20 protein-coding genes are annotated in these 26,339 nt (G+C 67.1%); 12 read left to right on the forward strand and 8 right to left on the reverse strand.

Translation table 11 applies throughout. The annotated features are described in order from the left end of the window. Positions 1 to 41 precede the first annotated feature (41 nt). The 5 genes from DB31_RS22845 to DB31_RS22865 all read left to right on the forward strand — a co-directional run bounded on the left by DB31_RS22845 (position 42) and on the right by DB31_RS22865 (position 3,809). Complete coding sequence (locus DB31_RS22845) at positions 42 to 692, forward strand: TetR/AcrR family transcriptional regulator (RefSeq protein WP_044191283.1); 651 nt, start codon at positions 42 to 44, stop codon at positions 690 to 692. Between the two features lie 194 nt (positions 693 to 886). Beyond that, positions 887 to 1,483: a hypothetical protein gene (locus tag DB31_RS49675; RefSeq protein WP_044191286.1), complete on the forward strand. Its 597-nt coding sequence runs from the start codon at positions 887 to 889 to the stop codon at positions 1,481 to 1,483. Between the two features lie 489 nt (positions 1,484 to 1,972). Further along, positions 1,973 to 2,434: a hypothetical protein gene (locus tag DB31_RS22855; protein ID WP_044191287.1), complete on the forward strand. Its 462-nt coding sequence runs from the start codon at positions 1,973 to 1,975 to the stop codon at positions 2,432 to 2,434. Beyond that, on the forward strand, positions 2,431 to 2,970 hold the full coding sequence (locus DB31_RS22860; protein ID WP_052420169.1) for a tetratricopeptide repeat protein: 540 nt from the start codon (positions 2,431 to 2,433) through the stop codon (positions 2,968 to 2,970). The genes DB31_RS22855 and DB31_RS22860 overlap by 4 nt, the downstream gene beginning before the upstream one ends. A gap of 170 nt (positions 2,971 to 3,140) precedes the next feature. Continuing rightward, on the forward strand, positions 3,141 to 3,809 hold the full coding sequence (locus DB31_RS22865; RefSeq protein WP_044191290.1) for a thrombospondin type 3 repeat-containing protein: 669 nt from the start codon (positions 3,141 to 3,143) through the stop codon (positions 3,807 to 3,809). A 45-nt stretch (positions 3,810 to 3,854) separates the two neighbouring features. Here the strand turns inward: DB31_RS22865 and DB31_RS22870 are convergent, their stop codons facing one another. Both DB31_RS22870 and DB31_RS45045 read right to left on the reverse strand, forming a co-directional pair. Beyond that, positions 3,855 to 5,798, reverse strand: a complete 1,944-nt coding sequence (locus tag DB31_RS22870) for a heparinase II/III family protein (RefSeq protein WP_044191292.1) — start codon at positions 5,796 to 5,798, stop codon at positions 3,855 to 3,857. A 363-nt stretch (positions 5,799 to 6,161) separates the two neighbouring features. Beyond that, on the reverse strand, positions 6,162 to 7,178 hold the full coding sequence (locus DB31_RS45045; RefSeq protein ID WP_052420170.1) for a DUF5011 domain-containing protein: 1,017 nt from the start codon (positions 7,176 to 7,178) through the stop codon (positions 6,162 to 6,164). Positions 7,179 to 7,525: 347 nt separating this feature from the next. On the opposite strand from DB31_RS45045, the gene DB31_RS22880 reads away from it, so the two are divergent. Beyond that, complete coding sequence (locus DB31_RS22880) at positions 7,526 to 9,043, forward strand: carotenoid oxygenase family protein (protein ID WP_044191295.1); 1,518 nt, start codon at positions 7,526 to 7,528, stop codon at positions 9,041 to 9,043. A gap of 12 nt (positions 9,044 to 9,055) precedes the next feature. On the opposite strand, the gene DB31_RS22885 is transcribed toward DB31_RS22880, so the two are convergent. Next, positions 9,056 to 10,240 carry a cytochrome P450 gene (locus tag DB31_RS22885; RefSeq protein ID WP_044191297.1) on the reverse strand — a complete coding sequence of 395 codons (1,185 nt, stop codon included), beginning with the start codon at positions 10,238 to 10,240 and terminating at the stop codon, positions 9,056 to 9,058. 165 nt (positions 10,241 to 10,405) lie between these two features. Between DB31_RS22885 and DB31_RS22890 the strand changes: the two genes are divergently transcribed. The 3 genes from DB31_RS22890 (at position 10,406) to DB31_RS22900 (ending at position 13,100) form a co-directional block, all read left to right on the forward strand. Next, positions 10,406 to 11,299 carry an alpha/beta hydrolase gene (locus DB31_RS22890; protein ID WP_205628551.1) on the forward strand — a complete coding sequence of 298 codons (894 nt, stop codon included), beginning with the start codon at positions 10,406 to 10,408 and terminating at the stop codon, positions 11,297 to 11,299. A 59-nt stretch (positions 11,300 to 11,358) separates the two neighbouring features. Beyond that, positions 11,359 to 12,162 carry a hypothetical protein gene (locus tag DB31_RS22895; protein WP_044191300.1) on the forward strand — a complete coding sequence of 268 codons (804 nt, stop codon included), beginning with the start codon at positions 11,359 to 11,361 and terminating at the stop codon, positions 12,160 to 12,162. 122 nt (positions 12,163 to 12,284) lie between these two features. Continuing rightward, a complete protein-coding gene (locus DB31_RS22900) occupies positions 12,285 to 13,100 on the forward strand; it encodes a cyclase family protein (RefSeq protein WP_075306146.1) in 816 nt (271 codons plus the stop codon). Positions 13,101 to 13,153: 53 nt separating this feature from the next. Here the strand turns inward: DB31_RS22900 and DB31_RS22905 are convergent, their stop codons facing one another. From DB31_RS22905 to DB31_RS22930, 5 genes are all read right to left on the reverse strand, one after another. Continuing rightward, the gene (locus tag DB31_RS22905; protein WP_044191302.1) at positions 13,154 to 13,399 is read right to left on the reverse strand and encodes a hypothetical protein; all 246 of its coding nucleotides are present in this window, start codon (positions 13,397 to 13,399) and stop codon (positions 13,154 to 13,156) included. A 606-nt stretch (positions 13,400 to 14,005) separates the two neighbouring features. After that, entirely contained in the window at positions 14,006 to 14,494 is a 489-nt protein-coding gene (locus DB31_RS22915) for a hypothetical protein (protein ID WP_044191308.1), read from the reverse strand. 21 nt (positions 14,495 to 14,515) lie between these two features. After that, positions 14,516 to 17,215 (reverse strand): CHAT domain-containing tetratricopeptide repeat protein, encoded by a 2,700-nt coding sequence (locus DB31_RS22920; RefSeq protein ID WP_044191311.1) that lies wholly within the window; start codon positions 17,213 to 17,215, stop codon positions 14,516 to 14,518. After that, positions 17,215 to 17,754, reverse strand: a complete 540-nt coding sequence (locus tag DB31_RS22925; protein ID WP_157232115.1) for a hypothetical protein — start codon at positions 17,752 to 17,754, stop codon at positions 17,215 to 17,217. Before DB31_RS22925 ends, DB31_RS22920 begins: the two co-directional genes overlap by 1 nt. Before the next feature lie 270 nt (positions 17,755 to 18,024). Next, positions 18,025 to 18,993, reverse strand: coding sequence for a hypothetical protein (locus DB31_RS22930; RefSeq protein WP_044191314.1), 969 nt, complete (start codon positions 18,991 to 18,993; stop codon positions 18,025 to 18,027). A gap of 495 nt (positions 18,994 to 19,488) precedes the next feature. Between DB31_RS22930 and DB31_RS22935 the strand changes: the two genes are divergently transcribed. From DB31_RS22935 to DB31_RS45055, 3 genes are all read left to right on the forward strand, one after another. Then, entirely contained in the window at positions 19,489 to 20,985 is a 1,497-nt protein-coding gene (locus DB31_RS22935; protein ID WP_044191317.1) for an FAD-dependent monooxygenase, read from the forward strand. A 586-nt stretch (positions 20,986 to 21,571) separates the two neighbouring features. Beyond that, entirely contained in the window at positions 21,572 to 24,493 is a 2,922-nt protein-coding gene (locus tag DB31_RS45050; protein ID WP_052420171.1) for a tandem-95 repeat protein, read from the forward strand. Positions 24,494 to 24,533: 40 nt separating this feature from the next. Further along, on the forward strand, positions 24,534 to 25,973 hold the full coding sequence (locus DB31_RS45055; protein ID WP_052420172.1) for an OmpA family protein: 1,440 nt from the start codon (positions 24,534 to 24,536) through the stop codon (positions 25,971 to 25,973). Positions 25,974 to 26,339: the final 366 nt, after the last annotated feature.

The following is a 26,339-nucleotide window of genomic DNA, read 5'->3' on the forward strand; positions in this document are numbered from 1 at the left end:
ACAAATAAGGAACCCACCACCTCATTTCAATAGCGAACGCTATGAAAACCACTTCCTCCACAGAACGGCGTCCGCGCGGGCGCCCCCGCAGCTTCGACAGCTCAAGGGCGCTCGACCAAGCCCTGGAGGTGTTCTGGCGGCTAGGGTACGAGGGCGCGTCGATCGCCGATCTCACCGAGGCGATGGGCATCACCGCGCCCAGCCTCTATGCCGCGTTCGGGTCCAAGGCCGAGCTCTACCGCCGGGTCTTGGAGCACTACCGAGCCCGGCAAGGCGGCTCGCAACCTCGCGCGCTCACCGAGGCGCCTACCGCCCGCGCCGGGGTGGAGCGGCTCCTGCAGGAGGCCGCCAGGGAGTTCTCCAGCCCTAAGCACCCTCCGGGATGCATGATCTCGACTGCGGTCCTGACGTGCGCGGAGGAGAACCAGCCCGTCGCCGAGCATGTCGCCTCCCTGAGAGCCGGTACACTGGCGGCGCTCCGGGCCCGCATCGAGCAGGGCATCGCCCGGGGAGAGCTGCCGGCCGGGACGGACGCGGCGGCGCTCGCCCGGTATTTCGGTGCCCTCCTCCAGGGCATGTCGGTGCAGGCGCTGGATGGCGCGAGCCAGGCCGAGCTCCTCGCGCTCGGGGAGATCGCGATGCGGGCCTGGGACAGCGTGGCCCAGCAGGCCACGTCGCCACGAAGACGTTGAAGAGGGCTGCACGCTGAGTGCCCCGTCATGGGGCTCAGCGGGAGTGTGCGGCGCGTGCACCTTGTCCTTCCTCTATCGATCCGGAGCGAGCAGGCGTACCAGGCGCACTCTCTGCGGCAACGGCTGCGCTGGACGGAGGTGGACGTGCTGCCTCTTCCCGAAAGCAGCCCCGATGCGAACCCAGTCAGGATGTGATGCTCGACTTCATGATGGGGCATTACCTGATCGCCTCGCTCGACGCGAACACGCAGTTCTCCGGGCACATCCTCCAGTGCCAGGAGGACAAGTTCAGGGACTCGCTCATCACACAGAGGCAAACCGGGACCGAGATCATCCGGGGGCAACGCGAGTTCTCCAATACGTTCAACATCGCCAACTGGGAGAGGCTCGGGCACTTCGCGCTCACCAAAGAGGCACTCGTGTACCTCATGAACAGCGTCATCAAGACGAAGCTCGCGCTGGCCATGGACACGAACCAGACGTTCCTCCGCACTTGGGTGCGCGTGCAGGCGGCGCTCGGCAACGCGAACACCCCCTACATCCTGGCCGGCATCCGAAAGACCAGTGCCTGGACGAAAGGGACCGCAGTCGATGTGGCACACGTGCCGAAGAACACGGATCCCGCCTTTGAGCATTGGGTCGTGATCCGCTCGCTCAAGGCCGCGTCCGACGACAGCGATTATTACGATGTTGAGTTCTGGACGTGGCAGCGGGACTACACGGTGAAGTTCAAGAAGTCCGTGATCAGCAGTTATCTCGCCTGCTTGGTCTACGGATTCCTCGAGGACTGACGGCGCCCAGGGCCTCACGCCGCAAGCTCGCTGCGGAGCCCCCTATACGCGAAACCGGACAGCCGTTTCGAACCGCCCCCACCGCCGGGAACCGGCAGGCGGCCAAGTCTCACCAGTGAGACTTTTGGAACGGCGGCGCAGAAGCGGGGAGCGCGACGGGCCCAGTCCACGATCGTGGACTGTCCCAGTCGTGTCCGGCGAAGACTCACGCCTGTCGCTTCAAGGGGTTGGCTGCTTGGGGCAGCCGTCCTGATGTTCCGTCCGTGAGTCACGGCCTCGCGTTCCGGAAGCCCGGGACGCGGGGCCTCTTTCCCCCGGGTTACCGGAGGCTGCCCTCATGTCCGACGCTCCCCTGCCCGCGCTGTTTCCTGGCTACGCCCGCGACGTGCAGTGCCAGCACATCTTCCTCCTCGGCAGTGTCCGATAACTCGACAGCGGGCCCCGGCAGTCCCAGTCTCAGCCACCTCGATGGATAGATGAGGAGGGCCCATGCTCCCGAGGATGCTCGCGGCCATCTGGCTCGTGGTCCTGTCCCTGCTGGGGAACTGCGCTGAAGCCTCACGAGAGGTCCGACAGGAGAGCGCCATCCCGGTGGATGACGGTGGTGGAGGTGGGGACTCCGTTAGCCCCCGCATCCTGGTCCTCATCGCGCGCGGGCAGTTCGCCGAGGCTCAGGTGCTCATCCAAGAGTCGCTCAGGGGCGGGCTGATGTCGCAAGCCTCAGCCACGGCGCTCCTGGTGCGCATTCAACTGCTCAACACGAAACTGGGAGAGATCCCTGCACGTCTCCAACGGGTGGCCAACTTTCCCTCGGTGCTCAAGGACTTCACGTTGTACGAGATCCGGACCTTCCTGGAGCAGCGAGACTATAGCATCGCCACGGAGGCCCAGCTCAAAATGGCTAAAAAGCTCATTGAGGAGAGCCCACGGCTGATGGAGAAGATCCCGTGAGCCCGCCCGTGAAACCCGAGGAGTTGCTGGCGCGGCTGCGCTCTGCACGCGAGGCAGCAGGAGGCAAGCCAGGTGCGCTTGAGCGCCTACGGCTTCACCGCGAACTCGCTGCCGAAGCACCCGCGTTCGTCCCCAATCTGCTGGAACTGGGACGGTGTCTGCAGTTGGCCGAGCCGGCCGCAGGTGAGGACACCTTTACCGAGGCGGAGACCGTGCTGAAACAAGCGGTAGAGCTCTCAGAACGGAGCGCCCCCGCTCTGTTGGAGTTGGGCTATTTCCTGAACCTCATCCGGGACAGGCCGCAGGAAATGGAGCCACTGCTGGAGGAAGCCGCGGGGAAGTCCCTGCGTCTGCTGGAAGATGCCTGGAGCGGTCTCATCGACGCGCTGGTCGAGCAGGGCAAGTTGCAACGGGCACTCGCCTTGAGCGGTGAGGCCCTGCGTGTATTTCCAGAATCGGCTCGGATCACTCTGTCTTCGCAGTCCGCTCGGGCTCGGGCCATTCAGGAGGGCCTCTTACCGCCGGAACCATGCTGAATGACTCTGAGAGCCGGTTGTACTCAGGACAGGCCCAGAGCCTCTCTCCTGCCCTGATGGGCAGCCAACAGTCAAACCAGGATTAACAGTAAAAACCCTACAACTCCTGGTATGAGCTGTCATGACGCAGGCTCCGCACTTGAGCGGCAACCGCGTCACAGGAGGACTCCGTGAAGGGACAAGAGAGAAACAGGGCATTTCGGACGGTGGTGCTGGCGGCGATGAGCTGGGGGCTGCTCGCGGGCTGTGGGCCCACGGACCTGGAGGAAGCTCTTGGGTCGAGCGAGGAGCTGGCCTCCCAGGAGGCGTCCTTGTACGCCAACCCGCGGTGCTCGACCGTGTGCAGTCCCACCGTGTCCTGTGACTTGATGTGCGATCTGGTCCCCGGAGAGCCGTCCACCTGCGGAGATCTGGGCCGGTGTATCGACGGCGATGTGGATGCGGACGGCGTCCCCTTCCCACAGGACAACTGCCCCAGGGATGCCAACCCCGACCAGTCCGACTGTGACGGGGATGGCCGGGGCGACGCCTGCGAGACCGATCCCGGCTACTTCGTCTACAAGGCCCCCACCATGATGCTGTGCCACTTCGACCCGGACATGAGCATCAGCGGCGTCGATGTGGAGATCTACACGGCGGACGTGTACCAGGACATCAGCTGCCTCCACCTCCCGGATCGTTACGCGCGGCGCGAGGTGTCCAGCGTCCACTGCGGCTTCCACAGCGAGAGCACCTGCCAGAACCGTGTGGCGGAGCGTGTTCAGGAGCTGATGGCTCAGGGGTACTACCCCATCACCACCAGCTCAGACCAGGACATGTGCCCCTACCCGCGCTTGTAGGGGCGCGCGTTCGCTCCTGCTCAAGCAGAGAGCTCCTGGGGAGTGTCACTGACAGGAGGCGTCGCTGCGCTCCACGCTGACGCTCTCCTGGCTCTGGCCGACGCCGTCCACCCGGATGCGCCAGGCGTGGCCGGCGGCGCAGGCCTGCACCTCGTACACGCTCCCGCTGCCGGAAGAGGAGACACGCGCGTGCTGGGTGGCGTACTCGCCAGCGGCAAAGAGGGTGGCGTAGTCCGTCTCGCCCCCCTGCCGCTGATAGAGCAGCACCGTCGCCTCCCTCTGCTTGCCGTAGTTGGTGCTGTACCAGCCATCCACCGGCTCCTTGCCGCCCCGCACCGTGGAGACGGACAGCCCCCGCGGGTTGGCTTGGACGATGCGCAGCAACCGCTGTCCCTCCTCGTTTTCCACCCGCGCCGTGGTGCCCTCCAGCGTGGGCATGAGGTCGGGCGGCAGGTGCCAGCGCTGCTCGTACTGGTGAGGCGTATCGGCCGTGAGGCGGTCGAGCACCAGCACCACGTCCTTCTCCAGCAGGAAGAGGCTGCGCCAGTGCATCACGCCCTCGTAGAGCGTGTGGTGGCCCGACTGGTAGAGCCACCCGTCCCCGGTGATGCTGGTGCCCAGCACGGCGTCCCCGAGGGCCTGGTCCTTGCCGTCCACCACCACCGTGTTGTGGGCGCGCGTGCCCTGGTAGTAGTCCTTCTCCGGCCCTGGATCTTCCGTGAACATCCCCGAGTCCGTCAGCAGCGTGCGGCCGGCTGCGAAGAGGACGAGGTTCAGCGCGTCCAGTTGACTGTGGTCGGTGCGGAAGGGGCCCGCGTCGAAGGTGACGTGTGTCTGCGCCAGGTACTCCTTCTGGCCTCCGAAGTCCGAGCGCAGGATGGCGAGGCCGCCGCTCCAGTACGTGGACAGCCGGTCGGTGGGTGCGGTGCCACACATGCCGGCGCTCAGCGTGTGGCGGAACTCGGGGTACTTCTCCGCCAGCCCGTAGAAGAGCGGGGGCAGGAAGCGGCGCACCTGGCGCGCTTGGCTGGCACCGAGCATGGGGATGTTCCCATCGGGCTGGATGATGCGCGCGCCCACGTACACCATGCGATCGACGGCGGCCCAGAGGTTCCCCGGCAGCTTCACGTCGTACTTCTTGGCCCAGCCCGCGAGCATCCACACCTGGGCCATGACGTAGAAGTGGTAGTAGACCGAGTTCTCGACGATGAAGCCGTCAGGCGCGATGACCAGGTCGAGCAAGTCGGCGTAGCGCGAGAGGACCAGCTCGCGCCAGCCGGGTGACTCGGGCCAGCCTGGGAAGTTCTCCGCCACCAAGAGCAGCCCGGCCGCCTGGGCGAAACCGTGGTTGTAGCTGTCCTCGAAGTTCCTCGGTTTGGCGAGGAAGACCGCGTCCGAGCGAATCATGTCCTCGAGCAGGCGCGCCTCCTGGTGAGAGAGCGCGTTGGCGTGCTTGAGCTTCCAGTAGGTGTTGACGAGCACCATGGCGCGGAAGGCCGTGCCGTGCTTGTCCCAGCCGTAGGGCGAGGAGGGACCGTGCTGCGAATAACTCTCGAGCACCTGCATGAGCTTGTCGCGGTACTTGCGCAGCCCCGTCTCGCGGTAGGCCCACAAGAGGTGGGCGGTGGGCCGCAGCCCGTAGAAGACGAACTGCCAGTACTTCTCCCCGTAGGGGTCCTCCCGCCAGGTGAGGGAGTGGGGCAGCTTCACCGGCTCGTAGCGGGGCACGGGCCACGTGTCTTCCATGATGAGGTCGGCGCTCTCGAGGTCACCCTCATCCAGCTCGATATAGGCAATCTCCTTGCCCCATCGGTGGCCTTCCACGACGCACTCCCCCCCGTCGCACTCACCCCGCTCCGAGTGCTCGGGCTCCTGCTCTTCGCAGAAGTAGGCCGCGAACCTGTCCTTGCCGGGATTCTCCGTGCACCCGGGCAGGGAAGACAGGAGCACGCTCGCTCCCACCAGAGCGACGACGGACCGCCAGACCATGCCTCTTCTCCGTTTCATCCACCGTGTGTTGCCCTTGTGGCGCGCCCCAACTAGCTGCCTGACGGTGGGGCGCCAATCGCATGGCAGGGCGGGTGGGGGTCCAAGAACGAACGCCCTACCCGTCCGGGTGGCTGGCGCGGAAACTGCTAGAGGCTCGTGACGTGCGGCGGCTCCGCCACACCCGAAGTGCTTTGCGGGCCCGGGGAGAGAAGGAGGCCGCGTCCTCGGCGTGGCTGACCTCGGATGGCCGCCAGCTCCTGCTCGAAGTTCGCGGACGACCTCTGGGTGGACATGGGCTGGAATGCCCGGGACGGCTCGGGCGTCACGGTCCACGCCGTGAAGCCCGAGGAGGAGCCCTGAGCACTACCAGGGGCAGTTGACGACCTGGACGGTGCGCGTCACGGGCGTGGCGCTGTTGCCGCCACCGTCCGTCACGTTGTAGGTCAACGTGTACACGCCGACGGCCCAGGCATTCACTTCGCCCGTGCGCGACACCCACGGCGTGATGTTTCCGGAGCACGCATCGGTCGCCGTCACGCCCGGATCTGTCCACGGGGTGTTGCACGTGTGCACGATGGACGCGGAGCCGAGGAGCGTCAGCGAGGGCGCCGTCGTGTCATCCACGATCACCGTGCGGGTGACGTCCACAGACCCCGCATGGTTCCACGTGGAGTACGAGACCGGGTACGAGCCCTCGTAGCTCAGCAGAGGGCCCGGCCCGGAGGAGTCCGTGCCCGTGTTGTACGCATGCACCACCAGCGGGTTGCCGCACCCATCCACAGCCTGAGCGCCCGGATCGCTGTACGTCCCTCCCTTGACGCACTCCAGTGTCAGCGGCGAGCCGCCGTTGACCGTGAGCACCGGAGGCAGCGACGCACAGGCCTGCGCGCCGAGGATGGGCGGCGTCGTCGTGGTGAAGAAGTTGGCATAGCTGGCGACGAAGTTATTCCCCTGCCAGATCGGGTACGGCCAGGGGATGGTCGCGGGATCCTCCGTGAGCGCGTTGCCGGTGAAGGTGCCACTCACCTCGACGTAAGGGCCCTGGATGGTGAGCGCGTCCAGCAAGACGGCGCCAGGATACCCGGCCGCACCGTTTGGTGGGACGATCGCGGACGACAACCCTGCTCCCCTCAGGGTCCCCAGGGTGTTCGGGTCGAGGTTCCGGACGCTGACGCGCGTAATGTCCCCCATGAACCGGACGAACTCTCCATAGGTATACGCCGCCACGATGCCGTCAGCGCTGGCTTGGATCGCGACCTGCGGCAGGGCCCTCGAGGTCGTCAGTTCGAGGGACTTAGGCTGCACCGTGCAGGTGGGCGCGAGGACGGAACTCTCGACAGTGATTCTGTAGAAGGGCCGGGGGTATGGGATCGGGTCCACGTCTTCGAGGACCTTGATTGAATAACCACAGCCTCCCCGTGCTGTTTGAGCGGCGCCGACGACAGGGAGACTGGCCAGAGCCGAGGTTCCCAGCAGAGAGACCATCCCGAGGACTACTTTTCCAAGCATTTGCATTGTTGTACCTCCCGTGGTGACCGTCGGGCCGCGAAGCTAGCGCCAAGCCGCGTTCCGTGGAAGACGTGAATGAGAGGGAAAGCCGGTAAGTTTTTAGAAGACACAGGCACGTCCCCCCCCTGGCCAGAGGGAGTACACGCTGGCTACGCTCGCGTCCGTCAGGTGTGCCCTGCGCCCACCCCATCGCGCCGCAGGTCCCCAGGGAGGCTGCCTTGAAGGTTTCCGTTGTCCGCCGGTACGAGTCGAAGCTTGGTGACTCGGACTTCCATCCGTATCGCACCGGTGCCTGGACGCCGAACACGGTGGAAGTCGATGCCACCGACCTGGATGTGATTGCGGGGGAGATTCCGCGTGATCTCGCAGGCCTCTACCTGCGCAACACGGAGAACCCTCTCTTTGAGGCCATCACCGGCCGCTATCACCCGTTCGACGGCGACGGGATGGTGCACGCCCTCCGCTTCCAGGAGGGCCGCGCGGAGTACCGCAATCGCTTCGTGAAGACCGCAGGGCTGCTCGCCGAGCTCGAAGCCGGCGGCGCGCTGTGGGCCGGAATCCTCGAGTCCCCCGAGGCCTCGCAGCGCGATGGCTGGGGCGCCCGGACGCGGATGAAGGATGCCTCGTCCACGGACATCCTCGTTCACCGGGGCGAAGCGCTCACCACCTTCTATCAGTGCGGAGATGCGTACCGGCTCGATCCGTACACGCTCGAGACGCGCGGCACGGTGCACTGGAGCGAGCAGACGCAAGGGAACCCGGGCGTGCGCGGGGTGTTCCCGAAGGGCGCGACTGTGTCCGCGCATCCGAAGGTGGACGAGCAAACCGGCGAGCTGCTGTTCTTCAACTACTCGAAGGAAGCGCCGTTCATGCACTTCGGGGTGATCAACGCGGAGGGGAAGCTCGCCCGCTACGTGCCGGTGCCCCTGCCGGGCCCGCGCCTTCCGCACGACATGGCGTTCACCGAAAACTACGCCATCCTCAATGACTTCCCGATGATGTGGGACCCGGAGCGGCTCGCGAAGAACCAGCACCGCCCCGTGTACCGCCCGGAGCTGGGTTCACGCTTCGGGATCGTGCGCCGCGATGGCACCGGCTCCGTGCGCTGGTTCGAGGCGTCGCCCACCTACGTGCTGCACTTCTCCAACGCGTACGAGGAGGGCGACGAGATCATCCTCGAGGGCTACCACCAGGGTGCGCCGATTCCGAAGCGGCTCGAGGGCGAGACGGCGATCGATGCGTTCCGCAAGAGCCTGGACATGCGCGAGCTGCAGACGCGGCTCCACCGCTGGCGGTTCAACCTGTCCACGGGACAGACGAAGGAAGCGTTCCTCGATGATGAGGTGACCGAGTTCCCGACCATCGACAACCGCCTGGGCGGAAGGAAGCACCGCAAGGTGATCGCGATGACGGGCGAGCCGGGGCACTTCCTCTTCAACGGCCTGGTGGCGTACGACGTGGAGCGCGGGACGAAGCAGTCGTACCGCTTCCCGGAGGGCGTCTTCGCCAGCGAGTCCCCCATCGCCCCGCGCACGGGAGCACGCGGCGAGGCCGACGGTTACGTGGTGACCTTCGTGAGCGACCTGGGCAACGACAGCAGCGAGTGCCAGGTCTTCGACGCGGGGGAGATCGCCCGCGGCCCCATCGCGCGCATCCGGCTGCCGCACCGGATCTCCAGCGGTACGCACGCCACGTGGGTGTCCGAGGAGGACCTCGCGAAGCACCGCGCGCGGTAGCGCATCCAGCGGTTACGCCCGGGCGAGCAGCCGCAGGCGCTCGGGCGAGCGGATGAAGAACGAGGACGTCCAGGCCACCTCCGGCTCCACCCGCTGGAGGCCCTTCCAGCGCGACAGCATCACCTCCAGCATGACCTTCGCCTCCAGCCGGGCCAGCGGCGCCCCGAGGCAGAAGTGGATGTCCTTGCCGAAGGCCAGGTGTCCCTGGGTGTCCCGGTGGATGTCGAAGCGGTCCGGATCCGGGAACCGGCTCTCGTCCCGGTTGGCCGATGCCAGCAGCGGCAACACGATGCTCCCCTGGGGAAGGTGCTCGCCGCCCACCTCCAGGTCCGTGGTCGTCTGCCGGAAGATGCACTGGGCCGGGCTTTCGTAGCGCAGCACCTCCTCCACCAACTGCGGAATGAGCGAGGGGTTCGCCCTCACCTCCTCGAAGACCTCGGGATGGTTCGTCAGCGTCACCAGGGTGTTGCCGATGAGGCTCGTCGTGGTCTCGTTGCCGGCAATCAGCAGCGTATTGATGAACCTCAGCACCTCCTCCGACGTCAGCTGGGCGCCCTCCACCTCCGCCTGCATCAGCAGCGAGATGAGATCCTCCTTCGGCTCGCGGCGCCGCAGCTCGATCTCCCCACTGAAGTAGTGGGCGAACTCCTGAGCCGATTTCTTCACCTGGGCCACGTTGCCCGCCTTGATCAACGACAGCGAGCTCACGGAGTCGTCTGACCAGCGCTTGAAGTCCCGGCGGCGCTCGGGCCCCACCCCGAGCAGCTCGGCGATGACGATCATCGGCAGAGGGACGGTGATGTCCTGCACCAGCTCGCACTCACGCTGACCGGCCACGGCCTCCACCAGCTCGTGGGAGATCTGCCGGATGCGCGGCTCCAGCTGGGCGATGGTGCGCGGAGTAAACGCCTTCGTCACCAGGCCGCGCAGCTTGCCGTGCCGGGGCGGATCCATCTGCACGATGGAGGCCGAGGCGCTGCCCGGGCTCCGAAGCTCGGGCGGGATGCTGGCCGTATAGCCCGTGTTCGAGAAGTGCTTGGAGTTCTGGAGCAGACTCAGCACGTCCTGGTAGCGGCCCACGCTCAAGAAGCCCGTGGGCATCAGCTTGCACACGGCGGACGCTCGGCGCATCTCCGAGAACACCGCGTAGGGGTTGCGCAGGACGTGAGGCGCGGCGACGTCAAAGACGGCGATCATGGGCTCTCCAAGCACAGGGGCTGCCACAGCCGCAGCGAACCGGCACATCCTAGCCCGCCCTCTCCTCCTGCGGGCCTCCCCCCCGCTGTCCCACATGCGCAGCAGGACGGACTCACCTAAACTGTCTCCATGCCCCTCCATCCACAGGCAGCAAACTTCCTTTCCATGGTGGCCGGCGCGCCGCCGCTCGACACACAAACCCCCGAGGAGAACCGGGCCGGGGTTCGGGCCGTCCTGCCACTGACCGGAGCACCCACGGCGCTGGCGGACGTCACCGACACCACGCTGCCAGGTCCGGGGGGCGCCATCCCCGTGCGAGTGTACCGCCCGAGCAACGCCTCCCAGTTGCCCGTCGTGGCGTACTTCCACGGCGGTGGATGGCTCCTGGGCGACCTGGACAGCCACGACTCCACGTGCCGGGACATCGCCCGTTACGCGGAGGCCGTGGTGGTGGCGGTCCACTATCGCCTCGCACCCGAGAATCCATTTCCCGCCGCCTACGAGGACTGCCTGGCCGTCACAAAGGCCCTGCTGGACGACAGCGCCGGCCTCGGCACGGACCGCACGAGGGTCGCCATCGCGGGAGACAGCGCAGGTGGCAACCTGGCCGCAGGCATCGCCCAGGCTCTGCGAGGCAGTTCCCCGGGGCTGGTCCACCAGGTGCTCATCTATCCCCTCATGGACGCGCGCCTGCACCCGACGGGCAGCTCCACGCAGTTCAGTGAGGGCCACTTCCTGTCCCGGCGTGACCTCGAGTACTTCGTGAACACCTACGCGGGCGCGGCCGACCGGCAGGACTGGCGCCTCTCCCCGGGGCTTGCCAAAGACTTGAGCGGCCTGCCAGCGGCGACCGTGCTCACCGCCGAGTGCGATCCCTTGCGCGACGATGGCGAGTCCTATGCGGCGGCGCTGCGCTCGGCCTCGGTTCCGGTCGAGTACCGGTGCTTCGAAGGCCAGGTCCACCCGTTCGTCATGCTGGGCGGCATCATCGACGCAGCGAACGAGGCCCGTCGCCTGATTGGCGAGCAGCTTCGGCAGTCCTTCGCTCGGGCCCCCTAGCCTATCCTGCGCCCCGTGCGAATCGCCGTTCTTCTCCTCTGTGCCGCCGAGGTGGCGCCATGAACCGCGTGGGGATCGCGATCGTCCTGGTGCTCGTTGCGGTGGCTGCCGCCATCGTCTTCGGGCTCACCCGGGATCCTTCGTCTTTCCGTTCCAAGCAGTTCCTCATCACGGGCCGCATGCCCAAGGACTGGTCTTTCCGCGAGCACCCAGGTTCGCTGGGGTTCTCGGTCTCTCGAGCGCATCCGACGGGCCGGTCGACGCGGAGCGCGGCCTGGGTGAAAGCCGTGATCGCCGACCCGGAGGCCACGCTCGAGTCGTGGCGGAACCGGCCGCCTTCGACGCATCGGGTGACCGACGTGACGATCGACTCCCAGCCGGCCATGCAGGTGCAGTCGCCGACAGAGCGCACCTACTACGTGAAGAACCACCGTGGGGACTTGCTCTCGATCCGGTTCGTGGAGGCGACGCCCGTCAACGAGATCGACGAGTTCATGGCGAACCTGCGCCTGCTCCCCGGGCGTCCGGTGGATCCTGATGCTCGGTTCGAGCTGAGCGGCACGGTGAGCCTGCTCACCGGCAACTGCATGCCGCCGGCCGAGTGCAAGCCACTCGGGGTGCAACGCGAGGTCGTCGTCCGCGGAGCAGGACCGAACCTCTCCGCGGGAGAAGAGGTCTCGCGCGCGCTGTCCGACCGAGACGGAGACTTCGAGTTCGAGCTCCCGCCCGGCCGCTATCACGTCTTCGCGATCGAGGACGGGAAGGAGTGGTGCACGAGCTCGGGGCCATTCGGCCCGTGCGGCGTGCGGATCGTCGACCGGGACATCGAGACGTCGGTGGTCATCGATCGCGCGTCGCACTGAGCACCGGGCGGAGGCATGCCCCCGTCTCAGGCGGCCCCAACATCGCGCGGAGAATCTCGTCCAGAGGCCGGACTCCAGGTACCGTCCCTTCGTTTCCTCCATGCCTGCTGAGGGTCTCTTCGATGAAAACGGTTTCTGGGAAGCTCCTGCCGTTCCCCCTGGCGCTGCTGCTGGGCGCCTGTGCCACTCCGGGCGCCAGCGGTCATGAGCCGTCGGGCGCCGGCAACCCCGCGTGGCTTGCGGGCGCACGCGTCGTCGAGCTCAGCCATCCGCTCACCCCCGAGATGCCCCTCTTCCCGGGCGGAACGCCCCTCGGCGTGAAGGTGCAGGGCACTGTCGAGCACGATGGCTACTACATCCGCCACTTCACGATCGGAGAGCACTCCGGTACGCACGTGGACGCTCCCGCCCACTTCGCTCCCGGCGCGGCCACGGTGGACCAGATTCCGCCGGAGACCCTGATGGGCCCGGCCGCGGTGGTGGACGTCACGGCACAGGCGGCCCAGAACCCGGACTACGTGGTGTCCCCCGCGGACATCGAGGCCTGGGAGCGCGAGCATGGTCCGCTCCAGCCCCAGCACCTGGTGCTCATCCGCACGGGATGGGCCGCGCGGTGGCCCGACGAGAAGCGCTACCGCAACGCGGATGCCGCCGGGGTCCTGCACTTCCCTGGGCTCTCCGTGGCCACGAGCCAGCTGCTGCGCCAACGGAAGGTGCGCGCCGTGGGCATCGACACCCTCTCCGTGGATCCGGGCACCAACGCCACCTTCGAGGAGCACAGGGACTTCCTCGCCGGAGGCGGCTACCACATGGAGAACCTCGCGGATCTCTCGATGCTGCCTCCGGTGGGGGCGTTCCTCGTCGTCGCACCGCTGTCCGTCAAGGACGGCAGCGGCGCTCCGGCGCGGGTGTTCGCCTTTCTCCCCTCGAAAGAGTAGGAAGCTCGCCGTGCCCTGGAGCCCGGTGCCGACGACGCTCACCGGCGCACCCTTCAGAGGGCGAGGAACATGTTGACGCCGATCTGATCGCCATTGAGGGTGTCGCTTGTGGCAGGCGAGGACTTCCCGCCAGCAGACACCTGCTGCGCTTCATAGGACTGGTGAGCGAAGCGCAGATTGATGGACCAGCACAGGCTGCTGCACGACACATAGCCCCCCTCGGCCACGAGCCCCAGGGTGTCGCCGAACCGGACGGAGGCATCCTGGCCGTCGAGCGACACTTTGGCCTGGGGAGCCATCACGTACTGCAGACCGCCGCCCAGGCGAACAGCGGAACCGAGCTTGACGAAGCCCAGCAGTTCCAGCGGCCAGCGGTCGAACTTGATGCCCCCATTGGAGGCCGTGGCGTCGTCTACGTGGTAGGAGATCGTCGTTCAGGAACTCATTCCGCCGCTTCTGCGAGGAGCCCGCCGGGATGATCTCAAAGCCCCCGTTCGCGGTCAGGGCCTGGGAGAGGGCATTGCCGAGTTCCTCCTCCAGCTTGAGTTGCAGGCTCGCCTGCTGCTGGGTGAACGCCTGGGTCATGTTGGCGGTATCGGATGCTGCGACCAGCCCACCAATGAGGCCGAAGCTGGCCCCGGGGTGGTTCACGATGGTGACGCTGAGCTCCTCCGGACTGCTGAGCGGCATCAGCGCGATCGTCCGCACGTGCGTGTTGACTGCCTTGTCGTAGGGCTTGTGCGGCACACTGGCACAGCCCGTCAACGCCAGCGCCGCGCACAGCGCGACGAGCCTGAGCTCCGGCTTGCTTCTTGAGAACTGCTCCATGGTCTCCCGCTGAGGTGATTCTGGCGGGCCTGATCAGGTGGCCCGCAGAGGGATGAGACCGTGAGCTGGAGAACGATTCAGGGAATCGTCCTCATCCCGATGGAGCGTGGGTCCCGAGAAGAGAAGTCAAAGGCGGAAGAGGAAGGAGGGTTGGGCACGGCACCGGAATTCTGGGGGCTGGCCGCGCGGGTAGAGCCAAACCAGGTCACCAAGCCCCAGACGAGCATCGAAGTCCCCACGGTCACGGGAATGAAGGACGCGACACAGGCCACTTCGGGGATCTGATTTTCGTCGCAGGACCCTAGCTTCCGCACAAGGCCCACAGCTCCATAGGCGCCGACCAGGCCCCCGGCAACGGCGGCGACATTGCCGGGGTGGTCGATGCCGGAGATCTCCAAGCGTGGAATGGGAACCACCCATCCCGACTGGGTCTCGACGACCACCTCGTCCGGGTCGCTGTGTCGAATCTTGGCCTCGAACCGCCTTCCATCGAAGAGGGAAACCGTCGCGGTCGTCGAGCAACCGCAGAGCGCGGCCAGAAGCACCCAGGTGAGTCTCGTAGGCATCGCTGCACCTCCCCCATCCCATTATTTCCGCGGCTGCTCTCGGGGGCCCGCCTCCAGCGCGCGCAGAGGGGTATTCTGGCCCACGACGATGAAGGGTGCCCAGTAATGGGGATGCCCATGGGTCTGCCGCAGCGCAAGCATCGCCTCACGCAGGGCCGTGGCGCGGCGGCCCTTCCCCTCGAGCAGGTTGCGGTAATAGTCCTCCATGAGCACACGGGTGGTCTCGTCGTTCACCTTCCACAAGCTCATCACCACCGTCTCGGCCCCCGCCGCGACGAAGGCCCGGCGCAGCCCGTAGACGCCCTGCCCGAGTTTGACGTCCCCTCGCCCCGTGTCACAGGCGGACAGGACCACCAGCTGGGTGCCCCACAGGTTGAGGCCGGCCAGCTCCAGGGCCGTCACCATGGCGCTGTCGGGGGGAGGCTTGGCGGCGCCGGAGCCTCCGGACGTCGCCGCGCGCGCGCCCGCCAGGACGAGTCCCGAGCGCAGCAACGGATCGGCCGGGCGCGCGGCGAGGGCGTCCTCTCCCAACGCACCAAAGTGGCCCATGGCACGGGTGGACTCCTGCGTGCTGGGCTCCCCCAGGAAGAAGCCGTGGGTGGCCAGATGCAGCACGCCCGGAGCGGACAGGTGCAGGAGGCGGTCCTTGGTGGCTTCGGAGCCCAGGAAGAGCTGAGCGCTCGGAACCATGCGCTGGATGGCCTCGGCCTCCCCGCGGGTTCCAGGCAGCGGCGTCCAGAGACTCGCGCCCAGGTCGGTGCGCAGCGTGGAGAAGAAGCGCTCGACGAAGAAGGAGCGCTGCGTCGGCCCCGGTGTCTTGCCAGGGGCAGGCGGGACGGGAGCGTGGAAGTCCGGGTCGGCCAGGACGACCACCGACGGTGAAGGAGCCACCGTCCAGGTGCGCGGCAGCAAGTCCTTGCCGGAGGTGAGATAGGTGAAGTCGTAGGAGTCCACGAGGAACTCGGCGCCATCGTGAAGCGCGGCGAAGGGAACGAGGCCCAGCTGCCCGTCCGGCGAGATGAAGACGTTGCGGGTGCGGCCCAGGGCCTTCCTCAGGGGAGCGAAGACGAGCCGGTAGAGCGCCTGGGCAGGAACCAGGAAGTTCGCGTCGCGGTTGGCCAGGGCATCTCGCAGCCGAGCGGCGGCGCTATCGATGGGCTCGGCGGCTCCAAGCTCAAAGGCTTCGATGCTCCCGTCCGGGAAGAGAACCATCGCCAGGTAGCGGAGCTCCTGCGGGGCCTGCGAGCCCCCGGCTCCGGGCCCGCGGAGGATCCCGCGATCCATGTAGGCGATGAACTCGACCAGCGCGTGAGTGGGCGGCAGGGCCTCCGCGACGAGGCTGACCACGTCTTCAGGAGGAGGCAGCGTGGTCAGCGCGCGCAGAGGCGCGGAGCGCCTGGCCAGGTCCGCTTCGAGGGCATCGCCCTGGCTGGCGAGTTCCTGAAGGCGCTGCTGGTAGTCGGCGGGCGCCAGCGATCCGGGCCCCTGAAGCGACAGGGTGGCCAGCTGGCTGCGCAAGCCGCGCAGCCGCTCGAAGGCGTCACGGTCCTGGGCACTGACACGCTGGTGGATGGTGCGTGAGGTATCCGCGGTCTCCTCGACGGAGCGGCCCTTGCGCAGGAGCGCGGCGGTGAGCGCCAGGTGCCGCACCTCATCCTCGGTGGGCATGGCTCGCTGCAGCTCGTAGAGCAGCTCCTCCTGGGTGCGCAGGTGCGCCATGAAGGCGGTCAGACGGGACTCTGAGAAGTCGAGTGCTTCCCGGCGCAGGCGCAGCTCGGAGATGGCGAACGCGCGCTGCAAGAGCGGCAGGGCATCGTCCAGCCGGTCATCGGCCAAGCGCAACTGGGCCAGGTTGATGAGCAGATCGGCGACGTAGGGATGGTTCCTGCCTTGAGTCGCCTCGATGATCGCGAGCGCGCGCCTGTAGCGCGGCTCTGCCCTCTCGACATCGCCTTGCCTGGCGAAGATGAGGGCGAGGTTGTTGAGCGAAGAGGCAATGTCGGGGTGATTCTTGGGCAGAGCCCTCTGCTGAAGGAAGAGAGCGCGCACGGCGAGTGGCTCCGCGCGCTCGTACGACCCGAGGTTCATGTAGAGGCTTGCGAGGTTGTTGAGCGAGGCGGCGACCTGGGGATGGTCCTTGCCGTAGGCCGCCTGATGAATGGCGAGCGCGCGTTTGTAGAGTGGCTCGGCCCGCTCGTACCGCCCCTGCTCCGAGTAGAGCCGGGCGAGGTTGCTGAGCACCACGGCGACCTGGGGATGGTCCTGACCGTGGGCCTTTTCCTGAATGGCGAGCGCGCGCTCGTACAGCGGCGCGGCGCGGTCATATGAGCCCTGCGCCTTGTAGAGAGAGGCGAGGTGGTCGAGCGAAGAGGCGATGTCGGGATGGCGCTTGTCCAGGGCTGCTTCCCGGAGCTCGAACCCGCGCTGGAGCAGGGGCTCAGCCTCGGCCGAGTTTCCCTGAAGCCGATGAAGCACCCCCAGCAGATCCAGACACCGGGCGGTCTCCAGATGAGTCCCCCCCAGCACCGCCTCCGTCAGCGCGAGCGCCTGCCTCCCGTGGATCAGCGCGTCGGCGTACCGGCCCGTCTCATAGAGCTTTGTCGCCCGGTCATAGGCCTCCTGCGCCTGCTCCAGCTGCGACTCCGTCCGTTCCTCTCCGGCCATGGCTCCCGCCGCGCAACAGAGGACAGCGGCCATCATCCACGCGAGCGCCTGCCGCATCACAACCTCCCGGCAATCCCGATGGTGGCCCCCAGTCCCTGCCTGGCCAGGGTCAGCACAGGAACGAAGCGAGGCGGAGAGGATGGAGCGCTCGAGGCATAACCATGGGACAGCCACGGCTCGGGCGCCGAGAGCTCGTAGCCCAGGGTCGCTCCAACGGTGGGCAGAAACAAGATGCCGGCGACCGCGAACACCCCGGAAGTACAGCTCCAGGTCTCGGAGATCTCGCACCCTTCGAGCCCGACCAGGGCCGAACCGGCGACGAGCGGCACAACGAGGCCGAGGATGCTTCCCAACAGGGTGAAGCCCAATCGGCCCCGGCCGTCCATCGCCCAGCCGGTGACAGCCACCCCCAGGCTGGTGGCCAGCACATCGAGTGATAACGGGACCGCGAGCTGCCCGAACGTTGGGGACTCGGAGAGGGCCAGACTGCCCACCGCCATGCCTACGACGCCTCCCCCGAGCCCCGCCAAGGACTCGATGAGGATGCGGCCAGCCGAGCCCCCCTCGCCGCTCCCGTCATGGATGGTCGAATCCATGTCCGTATCCAGCAGGTAGGATTTCCCACGCTGGGAGCCAGGCAGTGCCAGGGAAGAAACTCCATCGAGGCGAGGGAGGATGGAGGCCTCCCCGCCCGGGGACAGGGAGGCAAGGGCGACGGTCAGGACGCAGAGCGTGTACATGGCGTTCTCCCGAGGGAGCCCCGAAAGGCAGCAGGCGGATGGCATGGGCCGGAATGGCCCCTCCCCCCGGTAGAGCCAGTGACCTGGAGAATCATGCAGCCCCAGGCTCCAGAGCCCTCAGACCTCTCAGCGACGCTTGCTGGCCTTCTGCGTGGACCAGGCGAAGCTGTACTCGCGCTCTTCAACCTCCTCGCGCTCCTGGCCCTCCACCTGCAGCTTCGTCACCTGCGAGGTTCGGGCGCTGTAGGGGCGCAGCGTGGCGGCGTCCGTTACCACCTCCAAGGTGGAGACGCGGCGCGCCGACTTGAGCATCGCATTGAAGTCCGGCGTCTTGTCCGCGGGGCCTGCGGCCTTCATCATCTGCGCCATCACGCCCGCCATCCCCTTGCGGAAGGGCTCGCCCTCGAGGACCGTCTCCATCTCCAGGCGCACCGCACCCTTGCGGCCCGCCTCCGGTCCGCGGTGGCGCACCGTCACCTGGCTGTCCACCGGCCCGGAGGGCAGCTGCATCGGCACCGTGCCCGAGCGCTCCGCTCCAGCCGCCAGATCCGTGCCCACCCAGGCCCCCACCCACACGTTCCAGAAATCTCCCGCCTTCTGCTTCATCATCTGCGCCATCGACGGCTGCGAGAGTGCCGCGCGCATCTGCTCGCGCATGCCCTTCTCCTCGGGAATCATCGCGAGGGCCCGCGCCACGGTCTCCTCCATCCCCACCACATCCACCACCTGGCCCTCGGGCGAGAGCACCAACGTGGGGATGGCGCCGGCCACCGCCGCGGCGGCCTTGATGTCCAGGGGCAGCGGGCCCTTGGTGACATCGCGCCCGTCCAGCTCCACGAACTGGAACTTGTCCAGCTTCAGCTCGTACCCGCCCCCCTGACGCGCCGACAGCGCCGCGTCGTAACGCACGACCGAGCGCCTGCCCTTCTTGAGGATGCGCTCGGTCACCGTCACCCGCGACGGCGCGCCCCAGGCGAAGCGCAGCTCGGGACCGGCCGCGAGGGCTTCCGCCTTCGGAGCGGCGGCAGTGGGGTCGGCGGCGAGAGCAGAACTGGCTGTGAACAGCATCGCCGCCAGGAGAACGACGAAGCGCATCGGGTGTACCTCATCAGGTATCGAGTGGGTCCGCGCGTATAACACGGGTCCTGCCTCCCCTGCCTGCGCTGGGCTTGAGACTCCTGCGAGTTCGCCGGATTTGTCAGGGGCTTCTGTCAGCTCTCCCGCACTCTGGATGTAGCGGCTTTCGACAACGCAGTTTCAGGAGTCACTCAATGCAAAGAAGCTCTTGGGGCTGGATGAAACGGCTGTTGGGACTCTGGCTGGGAGTGGGTGTGGGCAGCCGCCGGAGGCGCCGGAAGAGCAGGCTTCGCTGGGCGCTGCTCTCGGGAGCGCTTTCTCACGAGTGAACTCGGGGCTGAGTGGCATTGAGCTTTGGAGGGGCGTTTCGCTTCGGGGAGGCGCATGCGGGACGCGACATCTCCCCCCTTGCTACTTCCAGCTGTATGCCACGACCTGGGGATTGCCACAAGCCCCCCTCTGTGAGGCACAGACGCCGGCCGCACGCGAAAAACAGCGGGCGCGGAGGAACAAATGCACACCGAATCCGGACGCAGTGTGGCCACGAACAACCATGCAGTGCTGATCGCCGGAGGCGGCCCGACGGGCCTGATGTTGGCAGCCGAGTTGGCGTTGGCGGGGATCGACGTCGCCGTCGTCGAGCGTCGCGTGAACCAAGAACTCCCCGGGTCACGCGCTGGCGGCCTGCACGCCCGCACGATCGAGGTGTTCGATCAGCGGGGCGTCGCCGAGCGCTTCCTCTCGCAGGGGCAGATCATGCAGGTGGCTGGCTTCTCGTTCATCCCGCTCGACATCAGCGACTTCCCGACGCGCCACAACTATGGGCTCGCGCTCAGGCAGGCTCGCATCGAGCGCATCATGGCCGAGTGGGTCGCCGAGCTGCCGGTGACGTTCTATCGAGGGCGTGAGGTGACGGGGTTCGCGCAGGACGACACCGGCGTCGACGTCGAGCTGTCGGACGGCGCCTCGCTCCGGGCGACGTACCTCGTCGGGTGCGACGGAGGCCGGAGCCTGATTCGCAAGAATGCCGGGATCGAGTTCCCCGGCTGGGACGCGTCGACCAGCTTCCTCATCGCCGAGGTCGAGATGACCGAGGAGCCCGCGTGGGGCGTGCGCCGTGGAGACAAGGGCGTCAACGCCATCGGCAAGCTCGACGACGGCAAGCGCGCCGGCGTCGTGCTGGTCGAGCCGCAGGTCGGCAACAGAATCGAGCCGACCCTGGATGAGCTGCGCGCGGCGCTGATTGCTGTCTACGGGACCGACTTCGGTGTTCGCAATCCGACCTGGCTCTCCCGATTCTCCGACATGGCTCGGCAGGCGGCGTCCTACCGGGAGCGACGGGTGCTCCTCGCCGGCGACGCGGCGCACGTGCATGCCCCCACAGGCGGACAGGGACTCAACATCGGCGTGCAGGACGCCGTGAATCTCGGCTGGAAGCTCGCGCAGGTGGTGAGGGGCCTCTCGCCGGAGACCCTGCTCGACACCTACCACGCCGAGCGGCACCCCATCGGTGCCCGCGTGCTCCGCCTGACGATGGCCCAGATAGCGCTCGGCCGCGGCGACGATCGCACCGAGGCCCTGCGCGAGAACATGACCGAGCTGCTGAAGATGGAGCAGCCTCGCAAGCAGTACGCCGCGATGATGTCGGGCCTCGACGTCCACTATGACTTCGGTGCGGGGCACCCGCTGCTCGGGCGTCGCATGCCCGACCTCGAGCTGAGCACGGAGAACGGTCCGAAGCGCGTGTTCTCGCTGCTGCACGAGGCCCGACCGGTCTTCCTCAACCTCGGCGAGCCGGGCGCCTTCGACATCACGCCGTGGACGGAGCGGGTTCGGCGGGTGGATGCCCGCTACACGGGCGCGTGGGAGCTCCCGGTGTTCGGTGCGGTCGCTGCGCCCTCGGCCGTTCTGGTTCGGCCCGATGGCCATGTCGCGTGGGTGGGAGACGGCACGGATTCGGGGCTGCGTGACGCGCTCACCCAGTGGTTCGGACCGCCCACGCCGGCGTAGCACTGCTCGTACCAACGACAAAGCCCCTCTCCGAGTGGAGAGGGGCCGTCGGAAAGCCGGAGTTGGACTCAGCCGCCGAGCATCAGAAAAATGGGAGGCCAGTTGAAGGTCCTGGGCCTGTGGGTTGTCTTGAGCGCCTCAACACCCCGCTGCCTGATGTGGCCCTCGCGCCGCGGCCAGCCTCGCACCTGCCGTGGTCAGGCCCAGGGGCTTCACAATCGCGCGCCCCCCTCGTGCTGCCTTCACGTACGCCAACACCCTGAAGCCTGCCTCCACACCTCACGCAGGCGAACACGTCGAAGTCGAGTGAGCTTGAAATCCGGGTGGGGACGAATGCATCCCTCGGAGGCTTGGAAAAACTTGGAAATCGTCTCTTCCATGAACTGTGAATCTTGCACGGCTCCGTAGCGCACCGTCCGAGGGGAGGTGCGCTGGGCGCAGCCCTGGAGAATTTTCCCTGCCGGGGCAAGCTCAAGCAGGGGGTTCCCCTTAATCCATTCTTCTATTGTGCAATCAATAACACCTGTAGAGTCCGCCGCCCGAATTGAGCCTCGCTCTCCGAAGCGCCGTAGGGGCTGGAGTCACCATGACGACGAAGTACCCGCTGTTGCTTGTGCTGGCACTGGCCGCTGCTTGCGGAGACAACCACAAGCCCAATCTTCCCCCCACTGTCGCGGATGTCAGCGTCTCCACCGCCGAGGACACCCCGGTGGCCATCACCGTCTCGCCGGAGGATGCGAACGGCGACGCGCTTGAGGTCACATTCGCCACCCCCAGCCATGGCACGCTCGCGGGCACGGGGACGTCGGTGACGTACACGCCCCATGCGAACTTCGCCGGAAAAGAGACGTTCACGGTCACGGTCTCCGATGGCAAGGCCTCGGCGACAGCCACCATCTCCGTCACCGTGAACCCGGTCGATGACGCCCCGGTGGCGGGCAACGACACCGCGACGACGGACGAGAACGTACCGCTGACGCTGGCGGCCGCCACCCTGCTGGCCAATGACACCGAAGTGGACGGGCAGACTCTCACCATCACTGGCGTGAGCAGCGCGGTCTCCGGTACCGTGGTCTTGGCAGGCACCACCGTCACCTTCACTCCCACAGCCGATTTCTCGGGCACGGCCCGTTTCCAGTACACCGTGTCGGACGGCACCCTCACCGCCACCGCCACCGTCACCGTGACGGTGAACATGGTGAATGACGCTCCGGTGGCGACCGATGACACCGCGACGACAGACGAGGACGTGCCGCTGACACTGGCCACCAGCACCCTGCTGGCCAACGACACGGACCCGGAAGGACAGACACTGACGATCACCGGCGTGAGCGGCGCGGTCTCTGGCACAGTGGCGCTGGCGGGCACCACCGTCACCTTCACCCCCACGGCCGACTTCTCGGGCACGGCCCGTTTCCAGTACACCGTGTCGGACGGCTCCCTCACCGCCACTGCCACCGTCACCGTCACCGTGAGCCCGGTCGATGATGCCCCGGTGGCGACCGATGACACCGCGACGACGGACGAAGACGTGCCGCTGGCGCTGGCCACCAGCACCCTGCTGGCCAACGACACGGACCCGGAAGGGCAGACACTGACGATCACCGGCGTGAGCGGCGCGGTCTCTGGCACCGTGGCTCTGGCAGGCACCACCGTCACCTTCACCCCCACGGCCGACTTCTCGGGCACGGCCCGTTTCCAGTACACCGTGTCGGACGGCTCCCTCACCGCCACCGCCACCGTCACCGTGACGGTGAACCCGGTGAATGACCCCCCGGTGACGACCGACGACACCGCGACGACGGACGAAGACGTGACGCTGACGCTGGCGGCCACCACCCTGCTGGCCAACGACACCGACGTGGACGGGCAGACGCTGACGATCAGCGCCGTGCAGAACCCGAGCAATGGCGTGGCCACGCTCTCCGGGACGACCCTCACCTTCACTCCCAACGCAAACTTCAATGGCACGGCCGCCTTCGAGTACGTAGCGACCGACGGGCTGGCCACCCGCATCGGTCTGGTCACGGTGACGGTGAACCCGATCAACGACGCGCCCGTGGCCACCGACGCCACGGTGAGGGTGGCCCAGAACACCTCCACCACCGTCACCCTGAGGGCCACGGACGTGGACGGTGACGCACTGTCCTTCACCATCGCCACCCCTCCCGCTCAAGGAACGCTGGCAGGGACAGGCGCCAACCAGACCTACGCTCCGGCAGCGGACTTCGCGGGGCAGGACAGCTTCACCTTCACGGTCAGTGATGGCACGCTGACCTCCAACACCGCCACGGTCAGCATCACCGTCTACCCTCCCTTCGTTTGCGGCGACGGCAACCTTGAGCCCGGCGAGGTGTGTGACGACGGAAACCGCGTCGCTGGGGACGGCTGTCGCGCGGACTGCCGCGGCCTGGAGGTGTGCGGCGACGGCCTGGTGGACAGCGTCGCGGGCGAGCAGTGCGATGATGGCGGAACGGCTTCTGGAGACGGCTGCGACGCCTCGTGCCAGCTCGATGCCTTCTCCAGCGTCCCGCCAACGCTCATCAGCGGGGCCTTGAGCTGCCGCACGAACAACTCGAACACGGGGCGTAAGGTGGCGGTGGATGCGCTGGGCCGCTTCTTCGTGGTGATGAACTGTGGCGGCACCGGGTATGTCAGCGTGAGCCGGGATCGCGGCCAGACCTGGGTGGGCCCCACCTCCCTGGGCATCACCGGCGTCGCGGAGATCGCGATTGAAGGCGGCCCCACGGGAACCGCCTATGTGTCGGCCCTCGCCAGTCCGGGCAAGCTGATTTTCACCCGGACCACCGACGCGGGCGAGACCTGGGAGACCCCTCGAGAGATCTCAGCTGTGGTCGAGGCCGAGGTGAGCATGGACTCCCTGGGCGACGCCCTCTACATGTCCTTCTCGATGAACTCGACGAACCTGCGCATCCTCCGGAACTCCGCCCGGGGCGAAGGTTCTTTCATCGTCACGGATGTGGCCCAGGCCAATAGCTTCCACGAGCTCATCGTGGACAAGATCAGTGGAGACGTGTTCTCGGTGAGTGACAACCCGGCGTTCCACATCCGCCGCAGCAGCGACGCGGGCGCCACCTTCGGCGCCGAGAGCGCACCGCCCGGGCAGGCCTTCTTCTCGGATTGGACAGGCTCCAACAGCTTCCTCTACACGACAGGAACCAACGGAGACGACAACATTGACGTCATCCCCGTGTCGGCCCCCGGGACGAGCACCCAGGTGCATGGCCTGCCCACGGACGTTGGCCCTGGCCCCCTCCGCAGCATTGACGCGGATGCGCTCGGTAACGCCTATGTCGTCACGCAACGGAACACGGGCAACATCCAATTGGACAGAATGCTCTTCGGGGCCTCTTCGGTGGCGCAGGCGGACGCCCGGACCCTTGGCGCCGGCAGCGCCCCGGCGGTCGCGGCTCTCCCCTCGAACACCGGCGCCCTCGTGGCCTACACGAACGGCACCAGCGTCTACGGCGCGGTGGTCGTGTACTAAATTCACGCTTTGCCTTCATCCCCTTTTCGAGACCGTGTTCATGCGGAAGTTCGTTGCGAAGTCATGGGTGTACACTGTGAGCCTGCTGGCGATCTCTGGCCTGCTGGCAGCCCCTCAGGCGCGAGCGGAGGGTGAGGAGCCCCAGGGCCACCTGGAGGCGGGGCTCTTCGGAGGCGGGCACTTCTTCTCCAAGAATGGAGAGCTGGGGGTGGCGGACTACCCAGACCTGGTGCCCTCGCTCAAGAACTCCGGGTTGCTGGGAGCCCGGCTGGGCTATGCGCTGCTCCCGAGCCTGTGGGTGGAAGGCGAGCTGGCCGCCATCCCCACCTCGGACTCCCTCTCGGACGCGTCCGTCTTCGTGATGGGCTGGCGGGCCCATGCCCTGTTCCACTTCTGGAGCTCGGGCCGCTGGCGTCCTTTCCTGGCTGCGGGCGTGGGGGCCCACAGCTCCTTCACGGGGCGCACGGGGGTGGATCAGGTGGAGAATGACACGGACTTCGCCCTCCACTGGGGTGCCGGACTCAAGTACGACCTGACGCCCCGGCTGTCGCTGCGCGGAGATCTGCGCCACCTGCTGCCGCCCTCCCGGCAGAGCCGTGGCGTCACCCATGACTTCGAGCTGCAGGCGGGCCTCTCCTACCGCTTCGGTGGCGAATCCCGCCCGGCCCCCCCTCCGCCTGAGCCCCTGGACACGGATGAGGATGGGGTGCGGGATGAGGCGGACGCCTGTCCGCGTGAGGCGGAGGACAAGGACGGCTTCCAGGACGAGGACGGCTGCCCGGACAACGACAATGATCAGGACGGGGTGGCCGACGCCGCCGACAAGTGTGTGGACCAGGCTGAGACCGTCAACCAAGTGGATGACGAGGACGGGTGCCCCGAGACAGACGAGGATGGGGACGGTCTCCTGGGCTCCAAGGATGCGTGTCCCGCGCAGGCGGAGGACAAGGACGGCTTCCAGGACGAGGACGGCTGCCCGGACAACGACAATGATCAGGACGGGGTGGCCGACGCCGCCGACAAGTGCCCCGCCGAGTTGGAGACGCGCAATGGTTTCCAGGACGACGATGGGTGCGCCGATGAGCTGCCGAAGGCGGTGCAACGCTTCACGGGCGTCATCACCGGGCTCCAGTTCGCGGCGGGCTCGGACCGCATCCAGGCCACGTCCTATGCGCTTCTGGATCAGGCGGTCAAGGTGCTGAAGCAGTACCCGGACGTGCGGTTGGAGATCTCGGGGCACACCTCATCGGACGGGAACGCGCAGGCCAACCAGGAGCTGCCACAGCGACGAGCCGAGGCGGTGCGGAAGTACCTGCTGTCCAAGGGGATTGAGGCGAGCCGGGTGACGGCGCAGGGGTTTGGCTCCTCCCGCCCCCTGATGCCGAATGAGGCGAGGTCGGGGCGTGAGAAGAACCGGCGCATCGAGTTCCGGGTCATCAACGACGCGCCAGCGAGCGGAGCGGAGGCGCACCCCAAGTAAGGGCCCGAGACCCGCGCGCTGAAAACCGTTTCCGGTCCTCGCGGGCGCCCACGATTCTGCGGCCCCGAGCAGCCCGGCCCCGATTCTGGAGCATCAGAAAAATGGGAGGCCGGTTGAAGGTGAGGGCTGGAGAGGAAGGGCCGAAGAGGGCTGCGGACGGGGTCCGCCCGAGCAGTAGCAACTCGGCCCAGTCCTCTCGCGGACTCCGCTGCTTCATCCGCTCCGTTCGGGCCGCTGCCTCCTTCCCCGAGCTCGACTCCTACTCACCGGCTTATCTTTCCATGCGCACATGGCAGGTACACCCTTTCATGGTCGATGTCAGAACCCTCCCGAGCGGATTGAGGCCATCCCTCTACCGTCGTCAGC

Source organism: Hyalangium minutum (assembly GCF_000737315.1).
Classification (GTDB): Bacteria; Myxococcota; Myxococcia; order Myxococcales; family Myxococcaceae; genus Hyalangium; species Hyalangium minutum.